Origin of the sequence: Vibrio sp. RW, assembly GCF_027587105.1 — a bacterium.
GTDB classification, from domain to species: Bacteria; Pseudomonadota; Gammaproteobacteria; order Enterobacterales; family Vibrionaceae; genus Vibrio; species Vibrio toranzoniae.
The window spans coordinates 1-19,946 of the sequence record NZ_JAPPTM010000032.1; the positions used below are offsets into that span (position 1 = coordinate 1).

Here is a 19,946-nt window from a genome sequence, read left to right on the forward strand (position 1 = left end):
AAAGCCGAACTTTCTGAGAATGGCCAAACTTCACTAAAGTTTGAGATCAACAAAAATGGTGCTGACTATTCACTAAACCTAGCTACAACGGGCCACCCTGGCACTTTTGATATTTCTGATGTAGAGCCAGGCATTACATGGTCGGTTAATGATGATGTGTTAAACATCAATGCAGAAAACTTAGATAAAGTTAGTAGAACTGCTATAGCTACTTTAACAGCGAGTCATGATGGACAGCAAGCGTCAGCTACCTTTGAGATCGACCTAAAAAATGGTTCATTAGATGAAGTCATAGAAACAGTTAATGTATATGTTAATGATGCGCAAACAAATAGTTTCGCTTTCGGAACTCAACGACATTTCAACTGCTTATTCCAAAGTTCTAAACCTTCTGGGTCATAGCTCAGCGACACCTGATCTTTCATTCGACAATAGTGAGTATTTGAACAACCTCTCAAGGGTTAATACAGCTCTTAGGGATGTGACTAACGGTGCTTCAGAAACCGTGTTAATAAGTTCAATTGTCCCACTAGAAAACCAGTTGAATGAACATGCAAATGAGCTTCTGAACCACATCAATTCGATGGCAACTATTGAAAATAGTTTGATGTCCTTGCCAAGCGTGGCTATCTCAGTGTCTGGTGGCCAACATTCTTTTTTTGTCGGAAATGAAAAATACGGCTCCTACGACCTAAGCAGTTATTGGAAGTTCAGTAATGAATATGAGTTCGTAGGGAATCTCATCAACCCACTATATGGCAATTGCAGCATTTAAGGAGTCAAACATGAAATTGGTATCCCGTTCACTCACATTTGGTTTAGCATTCCTTTCTGCGACGACATTCGCAAGCGACACTGCAAAAATAGATTTTAAGGTGGCGTTTCCCACTGACGCTGTTGCCCGATCTTCGCAATTGATTTTTAGTTCGGAACCGAATTATCACAATGAGCAACTAGAAACATATTGGGCTGAGCAATCCACAGGCGCATTCGCAGGCGCACATGGTATAAAAGCAGCAAAGGAACTGGTAACAGGTTCAAACAGAGTTAGGGTAGGTATCGTTGATGGTGGCTTTCTTAATACAGAGCAGCTTACTTATGCCGAAGGGTATAACTTTGTTACTGAAGACGGTTTATCCTCTGACTATGAAAGCCCATTAGTAGACCGCGGAGAGCATTGTGAATATGGACATGGTAATGCGGTTGCAACTTTAATTGGTGCGTCTCAAGCTGGTAACTATGTAAAAGGTGTGGCTGACGTAGATCTTGTGGCCGCTAGGGCAGGTAAGTGCAATTACTTTACTAGAGAAGATACTGTTAATGCATTGAGGTGGTTGTCAGGCTACCAAATTGATGGTGTCCCTCAAATCAGTGACCCTGTTGATGTAATCAATATGTCAGTGAATTTTGAAAATTTCTGCACGGCTGAGTTTCAACAAGTTCTAGACGATATTTCAGATAAAGGTATAACACTAATCCTTTCTAACGGGAACAATTCTTCTAATACATTGGCTCATACACCTAGTGATTGTGCAGGTTCGTTATCAATCGCTTCGACTACGCTGGATGGCTTTAAGTCATATTTTTCGAACTATGGTGTTTATGTTGACCTAACTGCTTTTGGGGACAATATAAGAGTTCAATCAATAATCGACGCCGATTCTAATGGCGTAACTGATTACGGTTTATGGAGTGGTACAAGCTTTTCTGCGCCTTTGGTAACAGGTACGGTTGCTTTGTTGCTTCAAGATAACCCGGCACTTACTCCAACAGAGATTGAATTTATTTTGAAAAAGTCTGCAGGCAAGCCGACTTTATCGCAGTACTACACTGGAGAGAGTATGCCAGTAGGCAAATACTCATGTGACGACGGTGTCTGTGGTTATGGCATATTGAATGCAAAAGCTGCAGTTTTGGAAGGTAAAAAGGTCTTGTCTGAAGGAATGGCGTTAAAGAGCCCACTGGCAGATGAATGTGACGTTGATTTCTTTATAGACACGTTAGGTAGTTCGGTTGATATCTGTTCGATGACAGAATTTAAGCTTAAAGATGGAACTGATACAGACAATACGAAGATTGAAATCTACGCTGTAAACAATCATTCAGATTTGGACCCGAATAACGCCAGATTGGTTGGAGATTCTGTTACAGGTAGTGTAATGATTCCTTCAACAGATAGCGCATCAGAATTGGCATTTAGATTGTGCAACAAAGACTTGTTTGGAGTCTACAAGTGTGATTCTTCAAATTTAACACCATTAAGTAAAAATCATCTATCAAAGCCTCAACAATGCTCATCAAGCTAATATATTAGTTTTGACTTAATGCTAATATATGGTATTATTACCATATATTAGCTTATTTGGTGTTGCCATGAAACCGACCTCTGAACAAGATTTATTCCTTTGTAAACCAGTTCCAGCCGCTATCATTAGAGCATTAGCAGGTACAGGTAAAACTACTCTATTTAGAATGTTCGCACAAAGGTACCCTGAGCTTAGATTCCTTTACCTTTCATACAATCGAAGCATCGTAGATGAAGCTAACTTACCTAGTAATTGCTTAGCCTTAACTGGTCATCAACTTGCATATAGATTTGTCGGATATCGATATGCAAATAAGATGTCAGACAACTTAAGTATGGGGCAAATTAAAAACGTACTTAAGATATCTTGGGCAGAAGCAAACCTTACAAAAAGTACGTTAGAAAACTTTTTTTATAGTCAAGACAAACGAATTTGTCACAAGCACGTACCATTCAATAAAAGAAACACTAAATCACAGAATTCTAGAGAACGAGTTTTGGAGTATGCGAAGAGTGTTTGGGATGGTATGTGTTGTCTCGATGGAAAATTCCCTATGACCCAAGATGGGTACCTAAAGGGGTATTCATTGGCTGATATCGACCTCAGTAATCATTTCGACGTTTTACTTGTTGATGAGGCACAAGACCTTAATCCTGCCGTTCAATCCATTATTGATGCCCAATCAAATATGAAAAAATATTTGTGCGGTGATGATGCCCAACAACTCTACCGATACCGTCGAGCTGAAGATGCACTGAATCATGTAAACAACTCTCACTATATGACTTTTTGTTTGACTCAGTCATTTCGATTTAATGACGAGATTGCAGATTTTGCTAATTCATTCCTTATGCACCTCCAAAAAAAAGAGAGACTTACCGGTACTGAAAATGGCATAGCTCATTCGATAGTTGAAGATGATAAAGCGCTTGATAACAGCCTTTCAACTGCCTACATCAATCGGACAATCCTTAAAACGATAGAGATCGCTATAGAACAGTATGAAAAAGGTATACCCGTCATGTGGGTAGGCCGCATGAGCAACTACCCATTCGATGACATACTCGATGTTTTGTATCTTAAATTGGGACAGAAGAAACGAATTAAAAGTCGCGATATTCTTCGTGACTATAAAAATTTTGAGGAGTTTCAACTCGCTGCTAAGGCCACTGGAAGTATTGATATGGCTCGGATTCTTCGGATTATTAAAAAGTATGGGACTGACCTATTCGATATTTACAAGAACTTGAGAGCAACCGAAGTTAAGGAGAATAATGGGGCTTGTACGATTGTTTCGACTTGTCATCGGGCGAAAGGGCTCGAGTTTCCTCAAGTAGTACTAGGCAATGATTTTAAGAACATGAAAGCGCTTTTGAAACTATCTGTAGAAGAACTTCGCGACGAACTGAATCTGATGTACGTTGGTGTTACACGCACTCAATTGAAACTTGTCCCTTCGGCACCGTTTTATGAGCTTAGTAACGAAGGAACAAGTTTAATAGAACGAAGGTCATCCATTAAGAAACCCGCTAGAAGCTACCGATACAAGAAAGCAGCATAGTTCACCATTGCTTCTATAATCTCGACAATCTAGTAAGCATCAGTTTTGCGCTTTCAATGTCCTTTAGCTCTGAAGTAGATACGCGAACATTATGTTGACTTGCCAATTGTGAAATATTTTGAAGTAAACTGTTGGGTATTGCTTTTACATTTTCAGCTTGTTTAATGAACTCACTGAGAACCTTTGCGTTCGACAATGCTACTTGTGGTATTTTCAAACCTGTAGCGTTCGAAAGTTGTTTCGCGTATTTGATGGAACCAGGGGCTGGGGTTGAGGGCACTTGAGATTCGTATTTCTTTATAAACTCCATTGCAGCCTTAAAGTCCGTAGAGCAAGACCTGGGGGCAGTAATATTGAGGAGCACGTTAATTTGGTTTATTTTACGCTTCATTGCATCCGTTACCTTCCAAGGGTTCATTTTAAGCCATTCTCTTGTCTTGGCCTCAGAATGAATAACATGTCGTGGCGTTGGTAAACCTAACCCCTTACATCGCTTCATTAAAATTTCTTTGGTTTTAGTGCTTAATGGTTGATTAGGATGCACTCCAGTTTTGGGTGTTTTAGCTAATAAATTTTGGTTTAAATATTTGATGAGCTTTTCTATGTTTTGGAGTTGTTTGTCAATAAATTCATTTGTAGCTGCCGCTGCCGTGTCACCTCTTAAACTTGAGATATTTTCTAGTTCTAATTCCCAACTTGCTGTTGTGCCTGGAGATTTGAATTCCCTAGGAAGTGCGTTGAATAGGTCGATTCCTTTTCTCGTTATATCAATGGTCTTTAACTTTCCATTGCCAGAGTGCTCTATATACCCACGTTTATGAAGAGTTTTTATTACACTAGGTCGTGTGGCGGTCGTACCGATCCCTTTTGCACTTTTTAGAGCTTGGCGTAAAGTCGGATCAGGCTCATGCTTTGCTGCATGATACATTGCGAATAAAAGTGTTGCTTCGCTATAGAGGGGAGGTGGGGCCGTCTGATGATCGGATATGAGAACACTATCTATAGTTAAGTCATCTACCAATAGAGTGTGTAATTTCAATGGAAGATCTCTGTGAGTTCTTTTCAGTTCCCATCCGTTATGGATACACTCTTTCATTTTAAGTTCAAAAATGGAGTTTGGCTCTCCGAACATGCCTTCAGCAGAAACCGAAATTGTTGCGCACTGGTTTCGATACCTAGAGGGTGGTAAATGCGCGAGAAGGTAATGTTCTGTTATCTTTCCAAAAACCTCGAGTTCCAACCCTTTTAACGCCCCTTGTGAAGGGATAATCACAGGAGAGAGCGCCTCATGACTTTTTTCTGAATCAGTATACACCTTCGGTTTTTGATACATGCCAGAGGCATTAGATGATGTTAGAAGGGTTTGTAACGCTAAAGCTGACTGGCCAAATTGTGTCCACTTGGCTAGTTCATTACACATGGTGTTGAGTTTTCTGGGGTTAAAGTCCTTATCATTTAACTCTGTTTCTTCACTTCTTGGATAATTGATATAACCTTGAACGTACAGCTTTTGTGCAGCGGCCATCACATCTTGAGCTGATGCATGAGGCAATAAGGATTGTAGTCGAGTTAATGACAGAGGTTTCGGCGGTGCAACGCAAGTTTCATATTCATTGATATCTATTGAAGTTATTTTTGCACTAAGCAATCTTTCTTTGAATTCCGTGATATTTCGCTTTGAAACATATAAAGGCTTTGGGGGATGCTTTTGGGATAATTGCTCGATCTCTTCATCAGACATTTCAGTAGAGATGGAACTGGAAAAGTCTTTTTCTTTCCAACTTATCCCTTCAATTTGAGTTCCAATTATTGATTCACTAATGGTTGGTAAATACTTTCCCTCAATTTGGGAAATGTTGTCGATCGCAAAATATGGTTTGATTTTGAAGTGAGAAATTGACTCGAATTCTCTTCTTTTCATATGTGTGTGATAGACGAAACCGAGACTTGTTGACTGCACTCGTCCTACAGAGCATGTAGATGCTGCTTTTTCTCCAATACCAAGATTCGGTCCAAGCATTCCTTTTCGGGCATAGAAGGTGTACGTGGTGGTAAGTACCATGGATCCATAATCTGCCATTCTCCTACCAATACCAGCGTAATACTCACCATCGAAATGTGAAGCACATGTTCTCACGTTGAAAGCATCGATGATTGCTTCCCGACTTAAACCATTCACAAGCCAAACTCGCTCTAGAGGGCCTTGATATTTAATATACTCAAGAATGGAGCGATAGATTACTTCTCCTTCCCGGTCAGGATCGGTTGCGCCAATTACGACATCTGCATTACAAATGTAGTGATTAAGTGTCGCTATATGTTCTGCCGGTTTTCTATCAGGGTAACCATTAGAACCCTTAATATCAGGGCAAACTTTATATGGAACAGATCTAGGAATATTTAGGTGCGTTAAAGGATCATTCCAAGAAAAACCATCCATTTCTTCAATAGGGGGTGATAGTTCAACTAGGTGACCAGCAGCAGCCCAAAGAACTGTAGGCCGACCATCTAAGTTGCCTTTATACACCGTTCCGGTTTTTTTAAAGGATAATGCCGAGGCAATTTTTCTAGCTTGGCTAGTTTTTTCTGCAATGATCACTATCATTTTGCCACCCTTTGGCTTTGTCTCTTAAGCCAGCTTCCATATTCATTCTCTATATCTAGGTAATGCCTTAAAGCTTTAATGCGATAGGTATAGTGAAAGGACATGTTATCGGCAGTTACATACCTGTGATAGTTTGCTATCCCCTCCATTAGGTTGTCAGTTTTGTCCAATCGGCGTTTAAGAATGACTCCAGCAACAAACAAATTTGCACAAACATCATCGCGTACATCATTCCAGTTAAGTTGAACTCCGACTTTTCTAAACTCTTCATCCCATACTTTTGGATTTACTTGAGCGATACCCAAATCCGAAGCGCCATTCTTAGACATCTGTTGCGCGCCTGGCCAACCATTTTCCGATCTCATGATTGTCATTAGGTGCTTTGGATTTAAGTCATTTAAATGACTGGAAATAATAGTGCATTCTTCAATCTCACCTTTATAAGACAAAAGAATTTGCCTTTTGTCCCGCCAAGGCATTGCTTTGTATAACCCAGTATCACCGTTTTCAATCACATATTCATAGTATGAACGGTCCAGTTGATTCATATTGTTGAGCGCGTCAAGCGTCGTGACACCTAAGAATTCGATCATGGCCATCTACTCTGTGAATTGGTTAATTATGTCATTATACTTTAAAAAACAACTCTCACAACTTGACTTTGCTTTAGGGTTAAATTACCATAAATTAGCAGCCATAGGAGTGTCGAATGAACTTTACAAACAGTCAGAGCCAAGCCGTATCCAGTCATGGTTTACCTACTCTGATCAATGCCGGTGCAGGAAGTGGAAAGACAAGAGTAATTATCGAGAAGGCGGGACAATTTATCGAAAAAGGGATGCCACCTGAACGACTAGCCTTAATTACTTTCACTAAGAAAGCAACGTTTGAAATGCTCGAGAGACTTTATGAGCGTGTTGGGATTGTTGCATACAAGGCTTGTGTGAGTAACTGGCATTCATTTGCCCTAAACCAAGTAGTGAAGCCCGCTATGGTAAAGGGGCACCCATATTTCGATCTGCTAGGTTATACCGAGAAAGACATCGTAGTATTGAATGAGTCTGAATCGAAAACTCTGATTGGAGAATGCGCGAAAGCAATTTTATCTACTGCAGATTATGAGCTTTTAGTTGAAAACGGTGGAATAACACGCGTTCAAGGTTTTATTAGCTATCAACTTTCATATGGTAAAGGGCCAAAGACTGCATACAATGACAAAATGGAGGCCCTTGGTAATAATCCAAATCAAAATGAAGTCGATTTATTGCAAATGACAATATTGATTTGGAATGCCTATTTTAAAAGGCTCATAGAGCTGAACGCCGTGGATTATGACCACATCCTCATTCATGCGTGTAAACTCTTAAAGCATGATCCAAAACTCAGAAGTTGGATCCAACAATTTTATTTAGCTGTTCTAGCTGACGAACACCAAGATGCTAATCCTGTTCAAGGAGAATTTCTCAAACTTATTGTTGGTGATGGCAATAACCTAACATTAGTGGGAGACGACAAGCAGAGCATTTATGGTTTTCGTGCAGCAGACGTTGGTCAATTCATAAATGCGAAGACTGAATACCAAGGCATGAATATCATTGAGATGGCCGAAAATTTTCGATCTTCAAAGCGCATTGTAGACCTAGCAAATGCAGTTGCGATGTTAATGGATAGCAGTCAGAAAGTGACTGATGGGATCATGATTGCTAAATCTGGTTATGAAGGCGATTTACCAATTGCGCGCAGATACAAAACTGCAGAAGATGAGGCTATTGGTGTTGTTTCAGAAATGAAGTCGTTAATAGAAAGCGGTCAGTGTCAGCAGTCAGACTTTGCGATCCTTTATCGGGCGAAAACCATCAAGGAGAAGCTTGAGTCAGAACTGGTAAGACAGGGGGTGGATTATAGAGTTGTCGGTGATAATGACTTTTTTGATTCAAAGGAGATCAAAGACTGGGTCGCTTTTTTGAGATTCAGCGCTAACGACAAAGATGTTATGGCCGCCTCGAGAGTGATCGATGCTGCGGGTATTAAAAGTCGTGGTGTCACAATGCGCAGAGCCCTTATCAATGAAGAAATATCAATTCAACAATACTTACAAAAGATGACCACTGCAGGCACCAAAAAATCACATGATAAACAACAAGGATTTCTAAACCTCATTGAATGCCATGAAACTCTAGCTGAAATACTGCATGAATGTGGTTCGATAAATGACTTAGCCAAGCATAGAAATATCGATGCTTCAGATGAAAGCTTGCAAGTAGAGTGGGCTCAAATGCTCTCGACTATCGAGAGAGGGTTAATGACTATTTGGCAACAATTATTCAAAGCTAAGCTAATTGAAGATGCGAAGAAAAAATACAAAACTAAGTCCGAGACTGCTGAAGTACTCGCGGAGGTCAACCAAAAAGAAACCAATGTCAAAACGCTGAACGCTCGACTATTTGCATTCATTGAATCACATGGCCACCTATTGGACTGTATTAAGCAATTAAACCTTCTCATTGACTCAGGTGAAAGTGAGTCAAATTCAGTACAGCTTATGACATTACATGCCAGCAAAGGGTTAGAATTCAAACAAGTATATATTGTTGGATGCGAAGATGAATCACACTTCAGAGGCCGTGATGATGATGATGAACATGAAGAGAAACGACTTTTTTATGTTGGGATCACTCGTGCAGAGAAACGCTTAACTGTCAGCTGTTCATGCCAAAGGACAGTTTGGGGCAAAAGTATGGCTCGCACTCCGCTTCGTTTTCTCCCCCAGCTACCTGTTGAGCTATTCAACTGGCAAGATCTGACTGGTGGTTCACTAAAGGAGACTTCGCTTAGTATACAAAAACCAACCACCACAAATCTTAACTCACATAGCAACAACCCAATTAAAGACCTTCGAATGGGAATATATGAAGAACCTAATCTGACCGTAAATGCTAAAGAAATTAGGGTAGAGGGTTATAAGATCTAATTTGAACAGAATGAGTAGTTGTTATCTATTGACTGGAATACTCAAAGCCATATGTATGATAGAGCTCATTCATGATGGCTTTTTTCTCACTCTCATTTAATCTTTGATAGAGCACCCCTTTAATGCAGGAATAAAGTTTGAAAAGTACCACATCAGGGGTTTTAGAGTTGAGGTCTTTCAGCTTCACAAAAGCTAAGAGATACCCAGTTGAACAAAGATCTTTGAAAGTACGAATTCCAATATTATGAAGCGATGTTACTAATGATCCATTCAAATTAGGAAGGAAGTGGAGCAGCACATCATTATCTGTGTGATTCATAGACATCCTTTCAACTAAAATGGATGTCTATGAATAGAGAAATTCAGCAAAGATTACAGTGGGTGAAGATGTATGAGGAATGTGGTGATGCAGGCCTCGTATGTCGTCGTTGTGGTATATCTAGACCAACATTACGCAAGTGGGCGAAGCGATATAAGCAGAATGGAATCGCTGGCCTAGAAAGCCAGAGCAAACGCCCTCATTCTTCTCCAGATGCCAAGATTACCGATGAATTAAGAGCGTTGATCCTTGAGATGCGTGAGAAACGCAACCTAGGGGCGCGACGCTTACAAACAGAACTAATCCGACTTCATCAAATACACCTAAGCACAGCGACAATCCATAAAGTTTTATCAGAAGCTTGTGTGAAAAAAATTGTAACTTACCGACGTAAAAAAGATTTCCAAAGATACGAGCGTCCGATTCCTGGTGACAGAGTCCAAATGGATACCTGTAAAATAACGGCTGGAATTTATCAATACACAGCTATCGACGACTGCTCTCGCTATCGGGTTTTGAGGTGCTATTCTCGGCGCACAGCAGCAAATACAATCGACTTTATCGAATGTGTAGTGGATGAGATGCCATTTCCTATCCAACGAGTTCAGACGGACAGAGGGCGCGAATTCTTTGCAGAGAAAGTCCAGAAGCAACTTATGTTATATGGGGCCTTGTTGCTTAAATCAATGGAACTAAATCAGGAAGCTACGATCTGATCGGCTACACCCATCAATCGTCGTAGTCTCATGCCTAAACCTCGTTACAAAACAACTAACTGGAAGCAGTATAATCAAGCCTTAATCAACCGTGGCTCTCTGACCTTTTGGATTGATGAGGAAGCGATAGCCGAGTGGAAGCAAAACAAACAAGGCAAGCGTGGTAGACCTCGCCGATTCAGCGACTTAGCCATTACTACCGCTCTGATGGTGAAACGCGTTTTCTCTATGCCATTGAGAGCGCTGCAAGGTTTTCTAGACTCCGTATTTAAGCTGGCTAACATCCCTCTTGTTTGCCCACACTACACCTGTATAAGCCGTCGTTCTAAGGATGTTGAGGTTTCATTTAAAACTAAAACCAGCGGTGCGATACAACACCTAGCCATTGATGCCACTGGTCTCAAGGTTTATGGCGAAGGTGAATGGAAGGTCAAGAAGCATGGAACTGATGGGAAGCGCAGAGTCTGGCGTAAGCTGCACATCGCAGTAGATACAAGCACCCACGAAATAGTCGCAGCAGAGATGAGCTTATCTAACGTAACCGATGCCGAAGTGCTCCCCAACTTACTCAAGCAGACACGTCGGAAAATCATTGAGATATCAGGTGATGGCGCTTATGACACAAGGAGTTGCCATGATGCCATACGGATCAAGCGAGCTGTTCCGCTCATCCCACCAAGAGAAGGAGCAGCCTTCTGGGAACAAGGGCACCCTCGTAACTTAGCGGTAGGTTGCCAGAAGCTCTATGGCTCCAACAAGAAGTGGAAAAAGCGGTATGGCTATCATAAGCGCTCTCTATCAGAGACCGCAATGTACCGAGTAAAACAGCTGCTAGGTGGGAAATTAAGCCTGAGGAACTACAACGCTCAAGTTGGCGAGACTTACGCTATGATTAAAGCCCTGAATAAGCTTACAGGGCTTGGTATGCCTGAAACACAGTGCATCGGTTAAGAATCAAGCACAATGGGGCAGGCATGCCTTCTCTCTGAATTAAGCAACAAAGTCGTTATATGGAATAAAATTCCGCCCCAACAAGCCTGGTTCACCTCACTTGAATGGTAAAGTTGAACGTTCCCAGAAAACGGATAAAAGCGAGTTTTATCCGACCATAGATGTAAGTGTGGGGCTGGATGAGTTGGATCTGCTGCTATCTGAATGGCAGCACTACTACAACTGGGAGCGTCCACATAGCTCTTTAAAGGGGCTAACACCGATAGAAAAGATTACAGAGTTATCTAACCAAACTCCTCTGTCTGAAGAGGTATCACAGCGCTACCAGATATGGAAAGAGAGGTTTCAAGAGCAGAATTACAAGCTCGATCTTCAGTTAAGAAAATTGAAACCATCTCTGTGAATCACACACATTATCAATTATCTGCGGATTTTTGATATAATAGCTGACTATCTGCTTTACAAGTGTTTTTGCAACCTCATCACTGACGTTACCCGACCAATACCTGGAAGTGTTTGAAATTAATCTAGAAGACTGAGAGCGGCTTTTCGCTATATATGGCATCAATTCAAAGTCATAAAGCAAGTGTTTGAAATCATCATTGGCTGACGAAGGTATGCTTATGGTGAGCCCTCCCTCGTGTTCTGTTGCTACAATCACACTTCGAAACTTGAATTGACAGTCCCCGAAGGCAACATGTGATTCGATATGGTCTAATCCCTTTAACAGATGATGGTAGTATCGCTGTGGACGTTTACCTATTAATTTTCGTTTGGGTGGTTTTGAACCGCGCTTTGAATTCACACTTGCTCTAACGAGGTCCAATATGGCTTCTTCACACAAACTGTTTCTCAGGCAATGTACACCTTTCATGCTTACTCCATATCACGTATTTTAAAAATAGACACCGGAAATTCTTTGTCGAATGACTCTTCGCGGATCATTTCGACTTGCCATTTAGACGGTGAAGTCACATTTACTTTGTCCATTTCGTAGTACATCTCCAGTTCGTATAGCCAAAGCGCTCGCTTTAAATTTGGGTTCTGAGGTGTCGAGACTTCAGCTATACCAATCAGATTAATGGTGTCCTTGTCGATATGCAGTTTAACTGATGTTTCATACTTATTTAGGATATTCAAGTAGTTACTATCCATAAGCATCTTTATGTATTCAAATTTTGCATTTGATTGTGAATCGTAATGATTACCCATGCATTTTACTAATATCTTTGCCTTATTTAGATAGTTCATGGAGAAGCAGTCGTTGAGACTATCAATCATATATTGACGAACTGAAACCTCAGAGTCTTTCTCACTTAGCGTTTTACCTGGGTTTAGTTCTTGGTTTGGTACAGGTAGAACAGGAAGGTTCAAAGGTATTTGGTGAACTGCGGTATCACTTGTTGTAGAAGGAATAAACTCTTTCGTCGGTATGATTCTCGTAGATTGAAAAAATATGTACACAGAATATAGGAATGCGACAAAGGCTATTAGGCACAATATGAAGGCATAGTACGGCGACCTATGAATAGCTTGACTGTTTTCCAATACAAAGGCATGTCTATTGGTTGGTTGATCGTTACGCTTATCGTTGTGAGGAAGGGCACTTTTAACTCTGGCCGTGAGTTGTTGAATTAACGCCATCATATAAATGTTACCTTCTCAATGAGTAAGCTACTGGGATTATCTGCTCTTGCATCCGGTACTACTCTATAAATGGCAATAAAACTTGAGGTTTGGTCCGTACTAACACTCTGAACTGTTACGACCATAGGTACTTCAAATTCCCAAAAAAGGTCGCTTCCAAGGCCGTTTCGAGATATCAGCACCGGCGAGTACGGGACAACAGCATCTGCCCGTCCTTGAGAGCGCATGATGGCATCAAGCAGTGTGTCTGAAGGAAAAACATAATAAAGTGAATTTGCAGCGACTGGAGCAAAATGCCTATTGATACAATCTCCATAAGCGTTTTCACTGACTCCATTGTCTATCGCACTAGCGGTATCAAAATCAATGGCATAGCATGAACTTACCATCCTGCGTAAAAATCGTGAAACCTTAGCATCGGTATATCGTGGGTTAGCTGAAACGTTAGCTCTCTTGTAGTTGCCATTACTTTCTTTGTATACAAAAACTCTTTCTGGACTACCAAGTAGGTATCCACTGAAGTTAGAGATTTTGACTAACAATATGACTGATACGCAAATTGCTAAGATATAAGGCCAATCTTGTTTTATGTTTTTGAGCCATGCTTTATTCATCTGTTTCCCCAATCTATACTCCATGCAGAAGCATTATTGATTTTTACAGCACTAGCTCCTTTTCCTTTTGGTACACGTTGAAGATCTAGGGTGAATTGAACATTGGCTGTTTTTTTCTTTCTGTTCCAGCGCTTCTCTTCAGTGCTTTCGGATTCACCAGCGATCTTTAAGGACTTCATACTAAACTGGCCGCTGACTTTCACCCTCCAAACCCAATAAGCTATGTCTTTATATTCACCCTCGATGTATCCGGGAGCTATACCACTGTATTCAACAAAAGGGGCCCGAGTAGGAAAGAACTCAATAATTTCCTTATTTGTGAATATATTTTTATACAGTTCCGATTTCTCGATCCCATCAGAAAAAGCACCCCAACCAGATTGTGTAAAGTATCGAGTAGCAGCAGTAGTCATACTCATTTCGTAGTTATCAAACGAGAGGTTTAGGCTGTTTGACATCGCTTCAGTGACGAAGTCCATGATCTCTGTTTGTGAAAATAGTTGTTCATGAAGTTCAATTTGCGGAACAATACGGACGACCCCGTTATTTTCATACGTAGGGATCTCATAGATTCCAGACTTATTAGCTGATAACTGGTTTAAAAATGCTTCGTAAGCAAAAGAAGAAATCAATAACGTGATGAACGCAATTAGGAGTGTTTTGTTCCTAGACAGTGTACTTTTCCTAAACATCATTCCAGACCCCTGACACGGACTGGCGTAGCAGTAGCTTCAATTCTCGCATCATGTGAAGTTGCACTAAGTTCAACTTTTTCTAGGAGTAGAAAGTTAACCGCTGCTCCTAATAGAAACATAAACGTCAAAGTCCATAAAATGTACGTGGCACTAAGAAGTGTTCTAGTGGCTCTATCGGCAAGGAACGGGTTACTGTTGACACCCATTTTCCTAAATTTCAAACCAAGAATGTTTCGTGAGTAAGTAGGTTCGGCTTTCGGCTTTTCTATACTTGATAGTGTATCGTTAAGATGTTTGGGAAGAGTTGAGACGCTAGATGATAAAATCTTCTCTGTTGAGTCAGAAACTGTGTCAAATGAATAGCTTTTTTCCATAATCAGTCACCGCAATCATTCAAACGATTAATTTCGCTCTTCAGAGTAACAAATGAAAAGTCATCAATATCGAAGGCATCAACACCTGCATTTAAGCAACTCCATATAGATGCCTTTTTTGAAGACAAGAGGGCCTGAGTTATGGGCCGATTTTCCTTTCTAAAAACGATGACGCACTCATCAAGCCATTTTTTCTCTGGGTGATTGTGATCGACTCTTGAAACTAAAAACTCTAATACAGGAGAGTTGTTGTTGGAGTCTGAGATTTTAATTTCAGACACTCTTCGGCCCATTTCAACATCCGAAATGGCACAAAGAGATTGCTTTGTACTTGATCTAACCCACAGTATTTCCGTTCCGATCAGTGAATTCAAATCCATATTGCCTATTGCTAAAATTCAAAACTTGGACAAAAATATATGTCGTTTAAGTCTAAAATGCAATGGTGTCTTATGTTGTTTTTAATATACGTCCAATATATATCTTTGCTACTAATGCCAGCTACCAATGGGCTTTCTTTGATCGCTCCAACTCTCGTTTGGATTGTCATTCGTTTTGTAAGTTGGAATGACTATAAGGCAATTCATACCGTTATTCGAAGCCACTTGTTCGGTCTTATGTTTGTAGGGTTATGGACCATCGTAAGAGTCATGGCAGTAGTTATTGTTCACGAGATCATTTCATTGATGGAGAGTATGGGGACTGAAGATAAACAGTTGGCAGGCTATGTCACATTAACGATAGGTATATACATCACTTTAAGTTTCTACTACTCAGTGGTCATCAATTTAAGACGATTTCGAAGAGGGGCATCGTTCATTAAACGAATTCCGCTACCAATAACCAAGAACAAATATGACACATTTAAACAAGCATTTTCTCCCCAACCTGTGAATTCAAATGTTGATTTCGGTAGTAGCGAGGTTCATCAATGAGCGATAAATCAAACATAAATTCTATGGAATCAACGGCTATTGGTGTGGCTTTACTTGGGGTCATGTTATATGGGGCGTATCAACATTTGTACTTTGTTTGGAGTTACATTTGGAGAATTCTGAAGCTCTGTCAGATGTTCATGTTGTTTGTATTTGAGAACGTTGTGCAGCTTGTGTCAAACCCGTTTCGAAATTTTGAGGGTTGGGGGTTTAAAGAAGGCTTCTTTGAAATATTGAATGTTCATTATAGCCAGATTACACCTCAATACATGGCAATTTATGATGGTCATTTTGGAGAATTAGTAAAATGGCCCTTCGCGATTTTCTTGGTCTATTTAGGCTGGAGTGAGTACAGGGTTAGAGGCGAATCTAGTAAAACGTATAATGTAGAGTCATTGATAAGGTCTGCCTCAAAAGTCCATCCGCATCTTCGAAGAATTACTCCACCTAACTTCACTGACAAAGTCTTAGCACGGACAATTGGCTTAGTCTTCCCCTCTTTTAAACAACGTCTTGAAGGTGAAAACCCTATTCACTTTTCTCATGATTATGATTTTAGCGACCGTTCAAGCCATAACAATCGTTATGCCATGGGGATTACACCCTTTGAAATGCTGACCTCAAATCCCCCGCTGGGTATTACTGAAGCTGAATTCGAAGATGATAAGAAAATGCAAGCTGATACAGGTTTTAACAGTAATTTCAGGCCAATATGCCATTTCTTTTTTGAAGAGGATGCAACCCAGTCATCCATAGACTTTTGTATGCGAACAGCCACGATCTGCCTAGAGAGATTACTTTTGATGCCATTAAAGTCGTGTATCGACAACAGTGAGCTTGTGGCTCGGTTGTTTGATGAAGAAGGTAATTTAATCCCCTTAGAGTATGTTGACAAACATGGGGCTCCAACCAAGAAATTAACTAAGTATGGTTCAATTGTTTCAGGTTTCAGACCAACAACTTTGCTGAATGATGGAAATGAATACAAGGGTAGCGTCGAAGATACAATTTTGCTGTTCAATGAATATGAAAGAGAGATACTTCAGCAACTTAAGGTGAAAATAGACGGCAAAGTAAAACGTTCGTTTGAAGAAATATTGTATATGGTCGTAGTTAAAAAGCACGCATACTCGACCACAGTAATATGGGGCATTATGGAATTATTCCAGAATGTAAACCGGATTGCTGGAAATGAATTCTCTTGGGTTAAACGTAAAGATCGCGGTTTAGGTATGGTAATGGCGTCAATTGGTCGAGAGACGCCATTTATGGAAGCTTCAGGTGTTCGTGCACACTATCGAATGGAGGTAAAAGCGGAAATGCGGCTTACCATTCCTTCCGTGTTAACTGGAGCAAATGACCTGCATGTTAATGCAGAGCGGATTATCAACGCTGGAAAAAAATCAGAAGATCTCTTGAGTATGTCCGAGGAAGAGTTTGGCAGGCTCTTTGAGTTCAACAAGAGTGATGATCTTGATAAGAAAGAGAATAAAGCTACAACCATCTTAAAAAGCCTCGGCGTTGATGTAGGAAAGGCTGAACTTTGGAAGGACCCTTACGACGACGTACCTGAATTAATGAAGAAATTTGAAGAGGAAAATAATCATAAGGAGCAAGCATAATGGCTTCTTTTAGAAGGCAATCTGTAGCCAATACAAACCCCGAATTACATGACCCTGCTTTGTTCACAAAAGATTCTCGTACCTTTTGGATGCGCTTTAAAAGTGACTTCAATCGTCTATTCCCGATGTTAATTGTCCTATGTGGACTTGCGTTGCTGTATGTTCCCGAGCATGGCGATTTCATTTTTGCATTTGCAATTGGCATCAGGCTTTTCAATACGCGGAGTGATTATGAATTTCCATTTGAAGCGCCTGAATGGTCAGAACATATTTGTCGTGAGTCCTTAAGAGAGACAGTTAAAAATGGTCATTTAATTCCTCAACGAAAGATAGGAATTGGCACACTCATTTTTGGCATTGAGTACTTGAGAAATAGACTGTTAGTCTCAAACGCGGATATGGAGACAAGACATTCATTGGTGCTCGGCAGTACCGGTAGTGGCAAAACGGTTCTCATTCTTACCTTGTTATTTCAAGCTCTACTACAGCCAGGAGGGACTAGTGCTGTTGTAGTCGATGGCAAGGCTGACATTGGGTTGTTCTGGATTATTTTTGCCATTCTGAAACGACTTGATAGGTTGAATGATCTGCTTGTCTTGAATTTTTTGACCCCCTTAGACTGCCTTGATACCCGGAATATGCATGATGAGGATCGTATATCCAATAACATGAACATCCTCAATAAAGGCACTCCAGATCAAATGAAAACGATCACAATGGGTCTAGGAAGGGAGAGCGAAGGAGGAGATTCAAGCTTCTGGGAAGGGCGATCATCAACCATGATGGGTGCTTCTTACCAATACTTAGTTTACGAAAGAGATGTTGAGGGACTTGATTTAAATATCGAGGTTGTTCGTGATTTCCTCGTACTAAAAACCATGATTAAGGCTGCATCTCGACGTGATGTCCACATAAAACATAGAAGACCTCTTCAACAATATCTAAAAACTCTTCCTGGCATTGTTGAACCAATGTTTAGAATGTCCGAGCAAGAAATTGATAAATTGGAGGTTTATCAAAAGGCTGAAGAACAACACACCTACAATATCATGATGGTAAGCGAAACGATGTCGGACTTAACAGACACCATGTCTCACATTTTCGTTACTAAACTGTCTGAAGTGAATATGACGGATGTTTGCTTAGGCGGTCGCGTGTTATTGGTTCTATTGCCTTCTATTGCCAAGAACCAAGATGCTGTCGCAGCACTTGGTAGATTACTTCTTCAAGGGCTAAGGCCAATTTTAATGAGGGCCGCTGGTTATAAGCTTCAAGGTGATCGGATTACGACTGTCGATAATAGACCGTCATCGGCAAAATATCCGGTAAGACTGTTTTTAGATGAATATGGCATGTACGGAGTGAAGGGTTTTTTCATTATCGTATCGTTAGTAAGAAGCTATGGGTTCCACGTTTTATTCGGTGCGCAAACCGCTGGTATGTTTCAGCGAGTATGCGGTCGTGAAGAATATGAAGCGCTTATTGGTAACTTGAACAACAAATTCATATTGAAGAATGAGGACCATGGCGAGTCTTTAAACTTAGCAATGGGCAGAACTGGAAAAGTATTCACTGCTAGACAAGATAAAATAGAATCAGGCACCCACGGCGCACACCATGACAGAGAAAATGTTCGTCTAGAACAACAAGAAATGGTGACTTCCCGTATGATGGCGAGCTGTGAGCCAGGTGAAGGTTTATATATTTATGGCGGTGAAGTTTATCCGTTTAAAGTAATGAAACTTGATTTTCCGCAGGTGGAGACTGCGAAGCTCAACCATTTCGCACAGGTTCTTGATCCTACTGTGGAAGAGGTCGAAGATGCAAAAAGACAGTGTTTACTACAATCAAGTGAATACATCAAACAAGCCAACGAATATGCCACGAATGAAATAGAGTTTATCGAGTCGAAGGAACTCGCTTCTAACTTAGCGCGAATTAAAGAACTAGATATAACTGACAATATTTCAAAGCAAGTGATGCTCTCTATAGGTCTATCGTTCTTAGATCGCGAACAAGAGAATAGCGAGGACGAGCCCGACATGAATGACTCTGAAATTGACAGTTTTGATGATAATAATCGAATCGAGGATGAGTCGTATGTTAACGATGCTGAATTGCAAATCATGGAGGCTCATGATGCCTACCTTGAGAACTTCGATGAGGAACAAGGCATAGATTATAGTGATTATGAAGCATATGCAGATTCTTGGGGAGAAGAACATCCAACAGAGGAGGAAGTGGTTTCAAACTCTCCAGCTACTGTAACTGATGATGATCAAGATGAACTTGACCTAACCGTGTTTGAAGGCTCTCCTTTCGAAGATATCGAAGGCCAGTATAAACAACGTTACGTCTCATCAAATCTATCAGCGGAAGCTCTGCAATCTGCTATTGATAACGGACAAGCTGAAATTGGAGAATCTTTAACTGATCTTTTGCAAGGGCAAGGGAAATCAGAAGTTGAAGCAATAAAAGGTGCTCAAAGTGCTGTAAAGCGTATAAATGAAGTACTTGCCTATCCCAATACAAATGTACATTCACAACCGATGAATACTTCAGAAGTTGATCAACTGGTTTCCCAGACGCTACAGAGTTTAGGTTCGCGCTTCTAGGGTTGTTTTTAATGT

The 19,946-nt window shown here is 40.6% G+C and carries 16 protein-coding genes and 2 pseudogenes; 11 read left to right on the plus strand and 7 right to left on the minus strand.

Features of this window, described 5'->3' with window-relative positions:
• From OCT63_RS18760 to OCT63_RS18775, 4 genes are all read left to right on the plus strand, one after another.
• The coding region (locus OCT63_RS18760; protein ID WP_269984302.1) for a hypothetical protein at nucleotides 1-402 on the plus strand (402 nt) is incomplete at its 5' end.
• A gap of 40 nt (nucleotides 403-442) precedes the next feature.
• Nucleotides 443-775, plus strand: a complete 333-nt coding sequence (locus OCT63_RS18765; RefSeq protein WP_269984303.1) for a hypothetical protein — start codon at nucleotides 443-445, stop codon at nucleotides 773-775.
• A 10-nt stretch (nucleotides 776-785) separates the two neighbouring features.
• A complete protein-coding gene (locus OCT63_RS18770; RefSeq protein WP_269984304.1) occupies nucleotides 786-2,306 on the plus strand; it encodes a S8 family peptidase in 1,521 nt (506 codons plus the stop codon).
• A 67-nt stretch (nucleotides 2,307-2,373) separates the two neighbouring features.
• The gene (locus OCT63_RS18775; protein ID WP_269984305.1) at nucleotides 2,374-3,867 is read left to right on the plus strand and encodes a 3'-5' exonuclease; all 1,494 of its coding nucleotides are present in this window, start codon (nucleotides 2,374-2,376) and stop codon (nucleotides 3,865-3,867) included.
• 13 nt (nucleotides 3,868-3,880) lie between these two features.
• Here the strand turns inward: OCT63_RS18775 and OCT63_RS18780 are convergent, their stop codons facing one another.
• Together OCT63_RS18780 and OCT63_RS18785 are read right to left on the minus strand one after the other, a co-directional pair.
• Nucleotides 3,881-6,472 carry a DNA topoisomerase gene (locus OCT63_RS18780; RefSeq protein WP_269984306.1) on the minus strand — a complete coding sequence of 864 codons (2,592 nt, stop codon included), beginning with the start codon at nucleotides 6,470-6,472 and terminating at the stop codon, nucleotides 3,881-3,883.
• Nucleotides 6,469-7,065, minus strand: coding sequence for a transglycosylase SLT domain-containing protein (locus OCT63_RS18785; RefSeq protein WP_269984307.1), 597 nt, complete (start codon nucleotides 7,063-7,065; stop codon nucleotides 6,469-6,471). The genes OCT63_RS18780 and OCT63_RS18785 overlap by 4 nt, the downstream gene beginning before the upstream one ends.
• Before the next feature lie 116 nt (nucleotides 7,066-7,181).
• On the opposite strand from OCT63_RS18785, the gene OCT63_RS18790 reads away from it, so the two are divergent.
• The gene (locus OCT63_RS18790; protein WP_269984308.1) at nucleotides 7,182-9,443 is read left to right on the plus strand and encodes an ATP-dependent helicase; all 2,262 of its coding nucleotides are present in this window, start codon (nucleotides 7,182-7,184) and stop codon (nucleotides 9,441-9,443) included.
• A gap of 25 nt (nucleotides 9,444-9,468) precedes the next feature.
• On the opposite strand, the gene OCT63_RS18795 is transcribed toward OCT63_RS18790, so the two are convergent.
• Nucleotides 9,469-9,762, minus strand: a complete 294-nt coding sequence (locus OCT63_RS18795) for a TfoX/Sxy family DNA transformation protein (RefSeq protein ID WP_269984309.1) — start codon at nucleotides 9,760-9,762, stop codon at nucleotides 9,469-9,471.
• A gap of 29 nt (nucleotides 9,763-9,791) precedes the next feature.
• On the opposite strand from OCT63_RS18795, the pseudogene OCT63_RS18800 reads away from it, so the two are divergent.
• The 3 genes and pseudogenes from OCT63_RS18800 to OCT63_RS18810 form a co-directional block, all read left to right on the plus strand.
• Nucleotides 9,792-10,430: pseudogene (locus tag OCT63_RS18800) on the plus strand (helix-turn-helix domain-containing protein); the annotation flags it as partial.
• Nucleotides 10,431-10,508: 78 nt separating this feature from the next.
• Complete coding sequence (locus OCT63_RS18805; RefSeq protein ID WP_269984310.1) at nucleotides 10,509-11,429, plus strand: IS5 family transposase; 921 nt, start codon at nucleotides 10,509-10,511, stop codon at nucleotides 11,427-11,429.
• Between the two features lie 55 nt (nucleotides 11,430-11,484).
• Nucleotides 11,485-11,832, plus strand: a pseudogene (locus OCT63_RS18810) (integrase core domain-containing protein); the annotation flags it as partial.
• A 473-nt stretch (nucleotides 11,833-12,305) separates the two neighbouring features.
• On the opposite strand, the gene OCT63_RS18815 reads toward OCT63_RS18810, so the two are convergent.
• The 4 genes from OCT63_RS18815 to OCT63_RS18830 form a co-directional block, all read right to left on the minus strand.
• Nucleotides 12,306-13,076, minus strand: coding sequence for a hypothetical protein (locus OCT63_RS18815; RefSeq protein WP_269984311.1), 771 nt, complete (start codon nucleotides 13,074-13,076; stop codon nucleotides 12,306-12,308).
• Nucleotides 13,073-13,690 (minus strand): DotI/IcmL/TraM family protein, encoded by a 618-nt coding sequence (locus OCT63_RS18820; RefSeq protein ID WP_269984312.1) that lies wholly within the window; start codon nucleotides 13,688-13,690, stop codon nucleotides 13,073-13,075. Before OCT63_RS18820 ends, OCT63_RS18815 begins: the two co-directional genes overlap by 4 nt.
• Entirely contained in the window at nucleotides 13,687-14,385 is a 699-nt protein-coding gene (locus OCT63_RS18825) for a DotI/IcmL family type IV secretion protein (protein ID WP_269984313.1), read from the minus strand. The genes OCT63_RS18820 and OCT63_RS18825 overlap by 4 nt, the downstream gene beginning before the upstream one ends.
• Before the next feature lie 376 nt (nucleotides 14,386-14,761).
• Nucleotides 14,762-15,040 (minus strand): hypothetical protein, encoded by a 279-nt coding sequence (locus tag OCT63_RS18830; RefSeq protein WP_269984314.1) that lies wholly within the window; start codon nucleotides 15,038-15,040, stop codon nucleotides 14,762-14,764.
• Nucleotides 15,041-15,277: 237 nt separating this feature from the next.
• Here OCT63_RS18830 and OCT63_RS18835 point away from each other — a divergent pair, with 237 nt between their 5' ends.
• The 3 genes from OCT63_RS18835 to OCT63_RS18845 are packed head-to-tail and all read left to right on the plus strand — an operon-like array spanning nucleotide 15,278 to nucleotide 19,931.
• Nucleotides 15,278-15,694: a hypothetical protein gene (locus tag OCT63_RS18835; protein WP_269984315.1), complete on the plus strand. Its 417-nt coding sequence runs from the start codon at nucleotides 15,278-15,280 to the stop codon at nucleotides 15,692-15,694.
• On the plus strand, nucleotides 15,691-17,316 hold the full coding sequence (locus OCT63_RS18840) for a secretion/conjugation apparatus DotM-related subunit (RefSeq protein ID WP_269984316.1): 1,626 nt from the start codon (nucleotides 15,691-15,693) through the stop codon (nucleotides 17,314-17,316). Before OCT63_RS18835 ends, OCT63_RS18840 begins: the two co-directional genes overlap by 4 nt.
• The gene (locus OCT63_RS18845) at nucleotides 17,316-19,931 is read left to right on the plus strand and encodes a TraM recognition domain-containing protein (protein ID WP_269984317.1); all 2,616 of its coding nucleotides are present in this window, start codon (nucleotides 17,316-17,318) and stop codon (nucleotides 19,929-19,931) included. Before OCT63_RS18840 ends, OCT63_RS18845 begins: the two co-directional genes overlap by 1 nt.
• The last annotated feature ends 15 nt before the right edge of the window (nucleotides 19,932-19,946 follow it).

Bases quoted from the DNA above. Each gene is read 5' to 3' on its own strand.
- OCT63_RS18770 (WP_269984304.1), top strand. From the start codon at position 786: ATGAAATTGGTATCCCGTTCACTCACATTTGGTTTAGCATTCCTTTCT.
- OCT63_RS18775 (WP_269984305.1), top strand. From the start codon at position 2,374: ATGAAACCGACCTCTGAACAAGATTTATTCCTTTGTAAACCAGTTCCA.
- OCT63_RS18780 (WP_269984306.1), bottom strand. From the start codon at position 6,472: ATGATAGTGATCATTGCAGAAAAAACTAGCCAAGCTAGAAAAATTGCC.
- OCT63_RS18785 (WP_269984307.1), bottom strand. From the start codon at position 7,065: ATGATCGAATTCTTAGGTGTCACGACGCTTGACGCGCTCAACAATATG.
- OCT63_RS18790 (WP_269984308.1), top strand. From the start codon at position 7,182: ATGAACTTTACAAACAGTCAGAGCCAAGCCGTATCCAGTCATGGTTTA.
- OCT63_RS18795 (WP_269984309.1), bottom strand. From the start codon at position 9,762: ATGAATCACACAGATAATGATGTGCTGCTCCACTTCCTTCCTAATTTG.
- OCT63_RS18805 (WP_269984310.1), top strand. From the start codon at position 10,509: ATGCCTAAACCTCGTTACAAAACAACTAACTGGAAGCAGTATAATCAA.
- OCT63_RS18815 (WP_269984311.1), bottom strand. From the start codon at position 13,076: ATGATGGCGTTAATTCAACAACTCACGGCCAGAGTTAAAAGTGCCCTT.
- OCT63_RS18820 (WP_269984312.1), bottom strand. From the start codon at position 13,690: ATGAATAAAGCATGGCTCAAAAACATAAAACAAGATTGGCCTTATATC.
- OCT63_RS18825 (WP_269984313.1), bottom strand. From the start codon at position 14,385: ATGATGTTTAGGAAAAGTACACTGTCTAGGAACAAAACACTCCTAATT.
- OCT63_RS18840 (WP_269984316.1), top strand. From the start codon at position 15,691: ATGAGCGATAAATCAAACATAAATTCTATGGAATCAACGGCTATTGGT.
- OCT63_RS18845 (WP_269984317.1), top strand. From the start codon at position 17,316: ATGGCTTCTTTTAGAAGGCAATCTGTAGCCAATACAAACCCCGAATTA.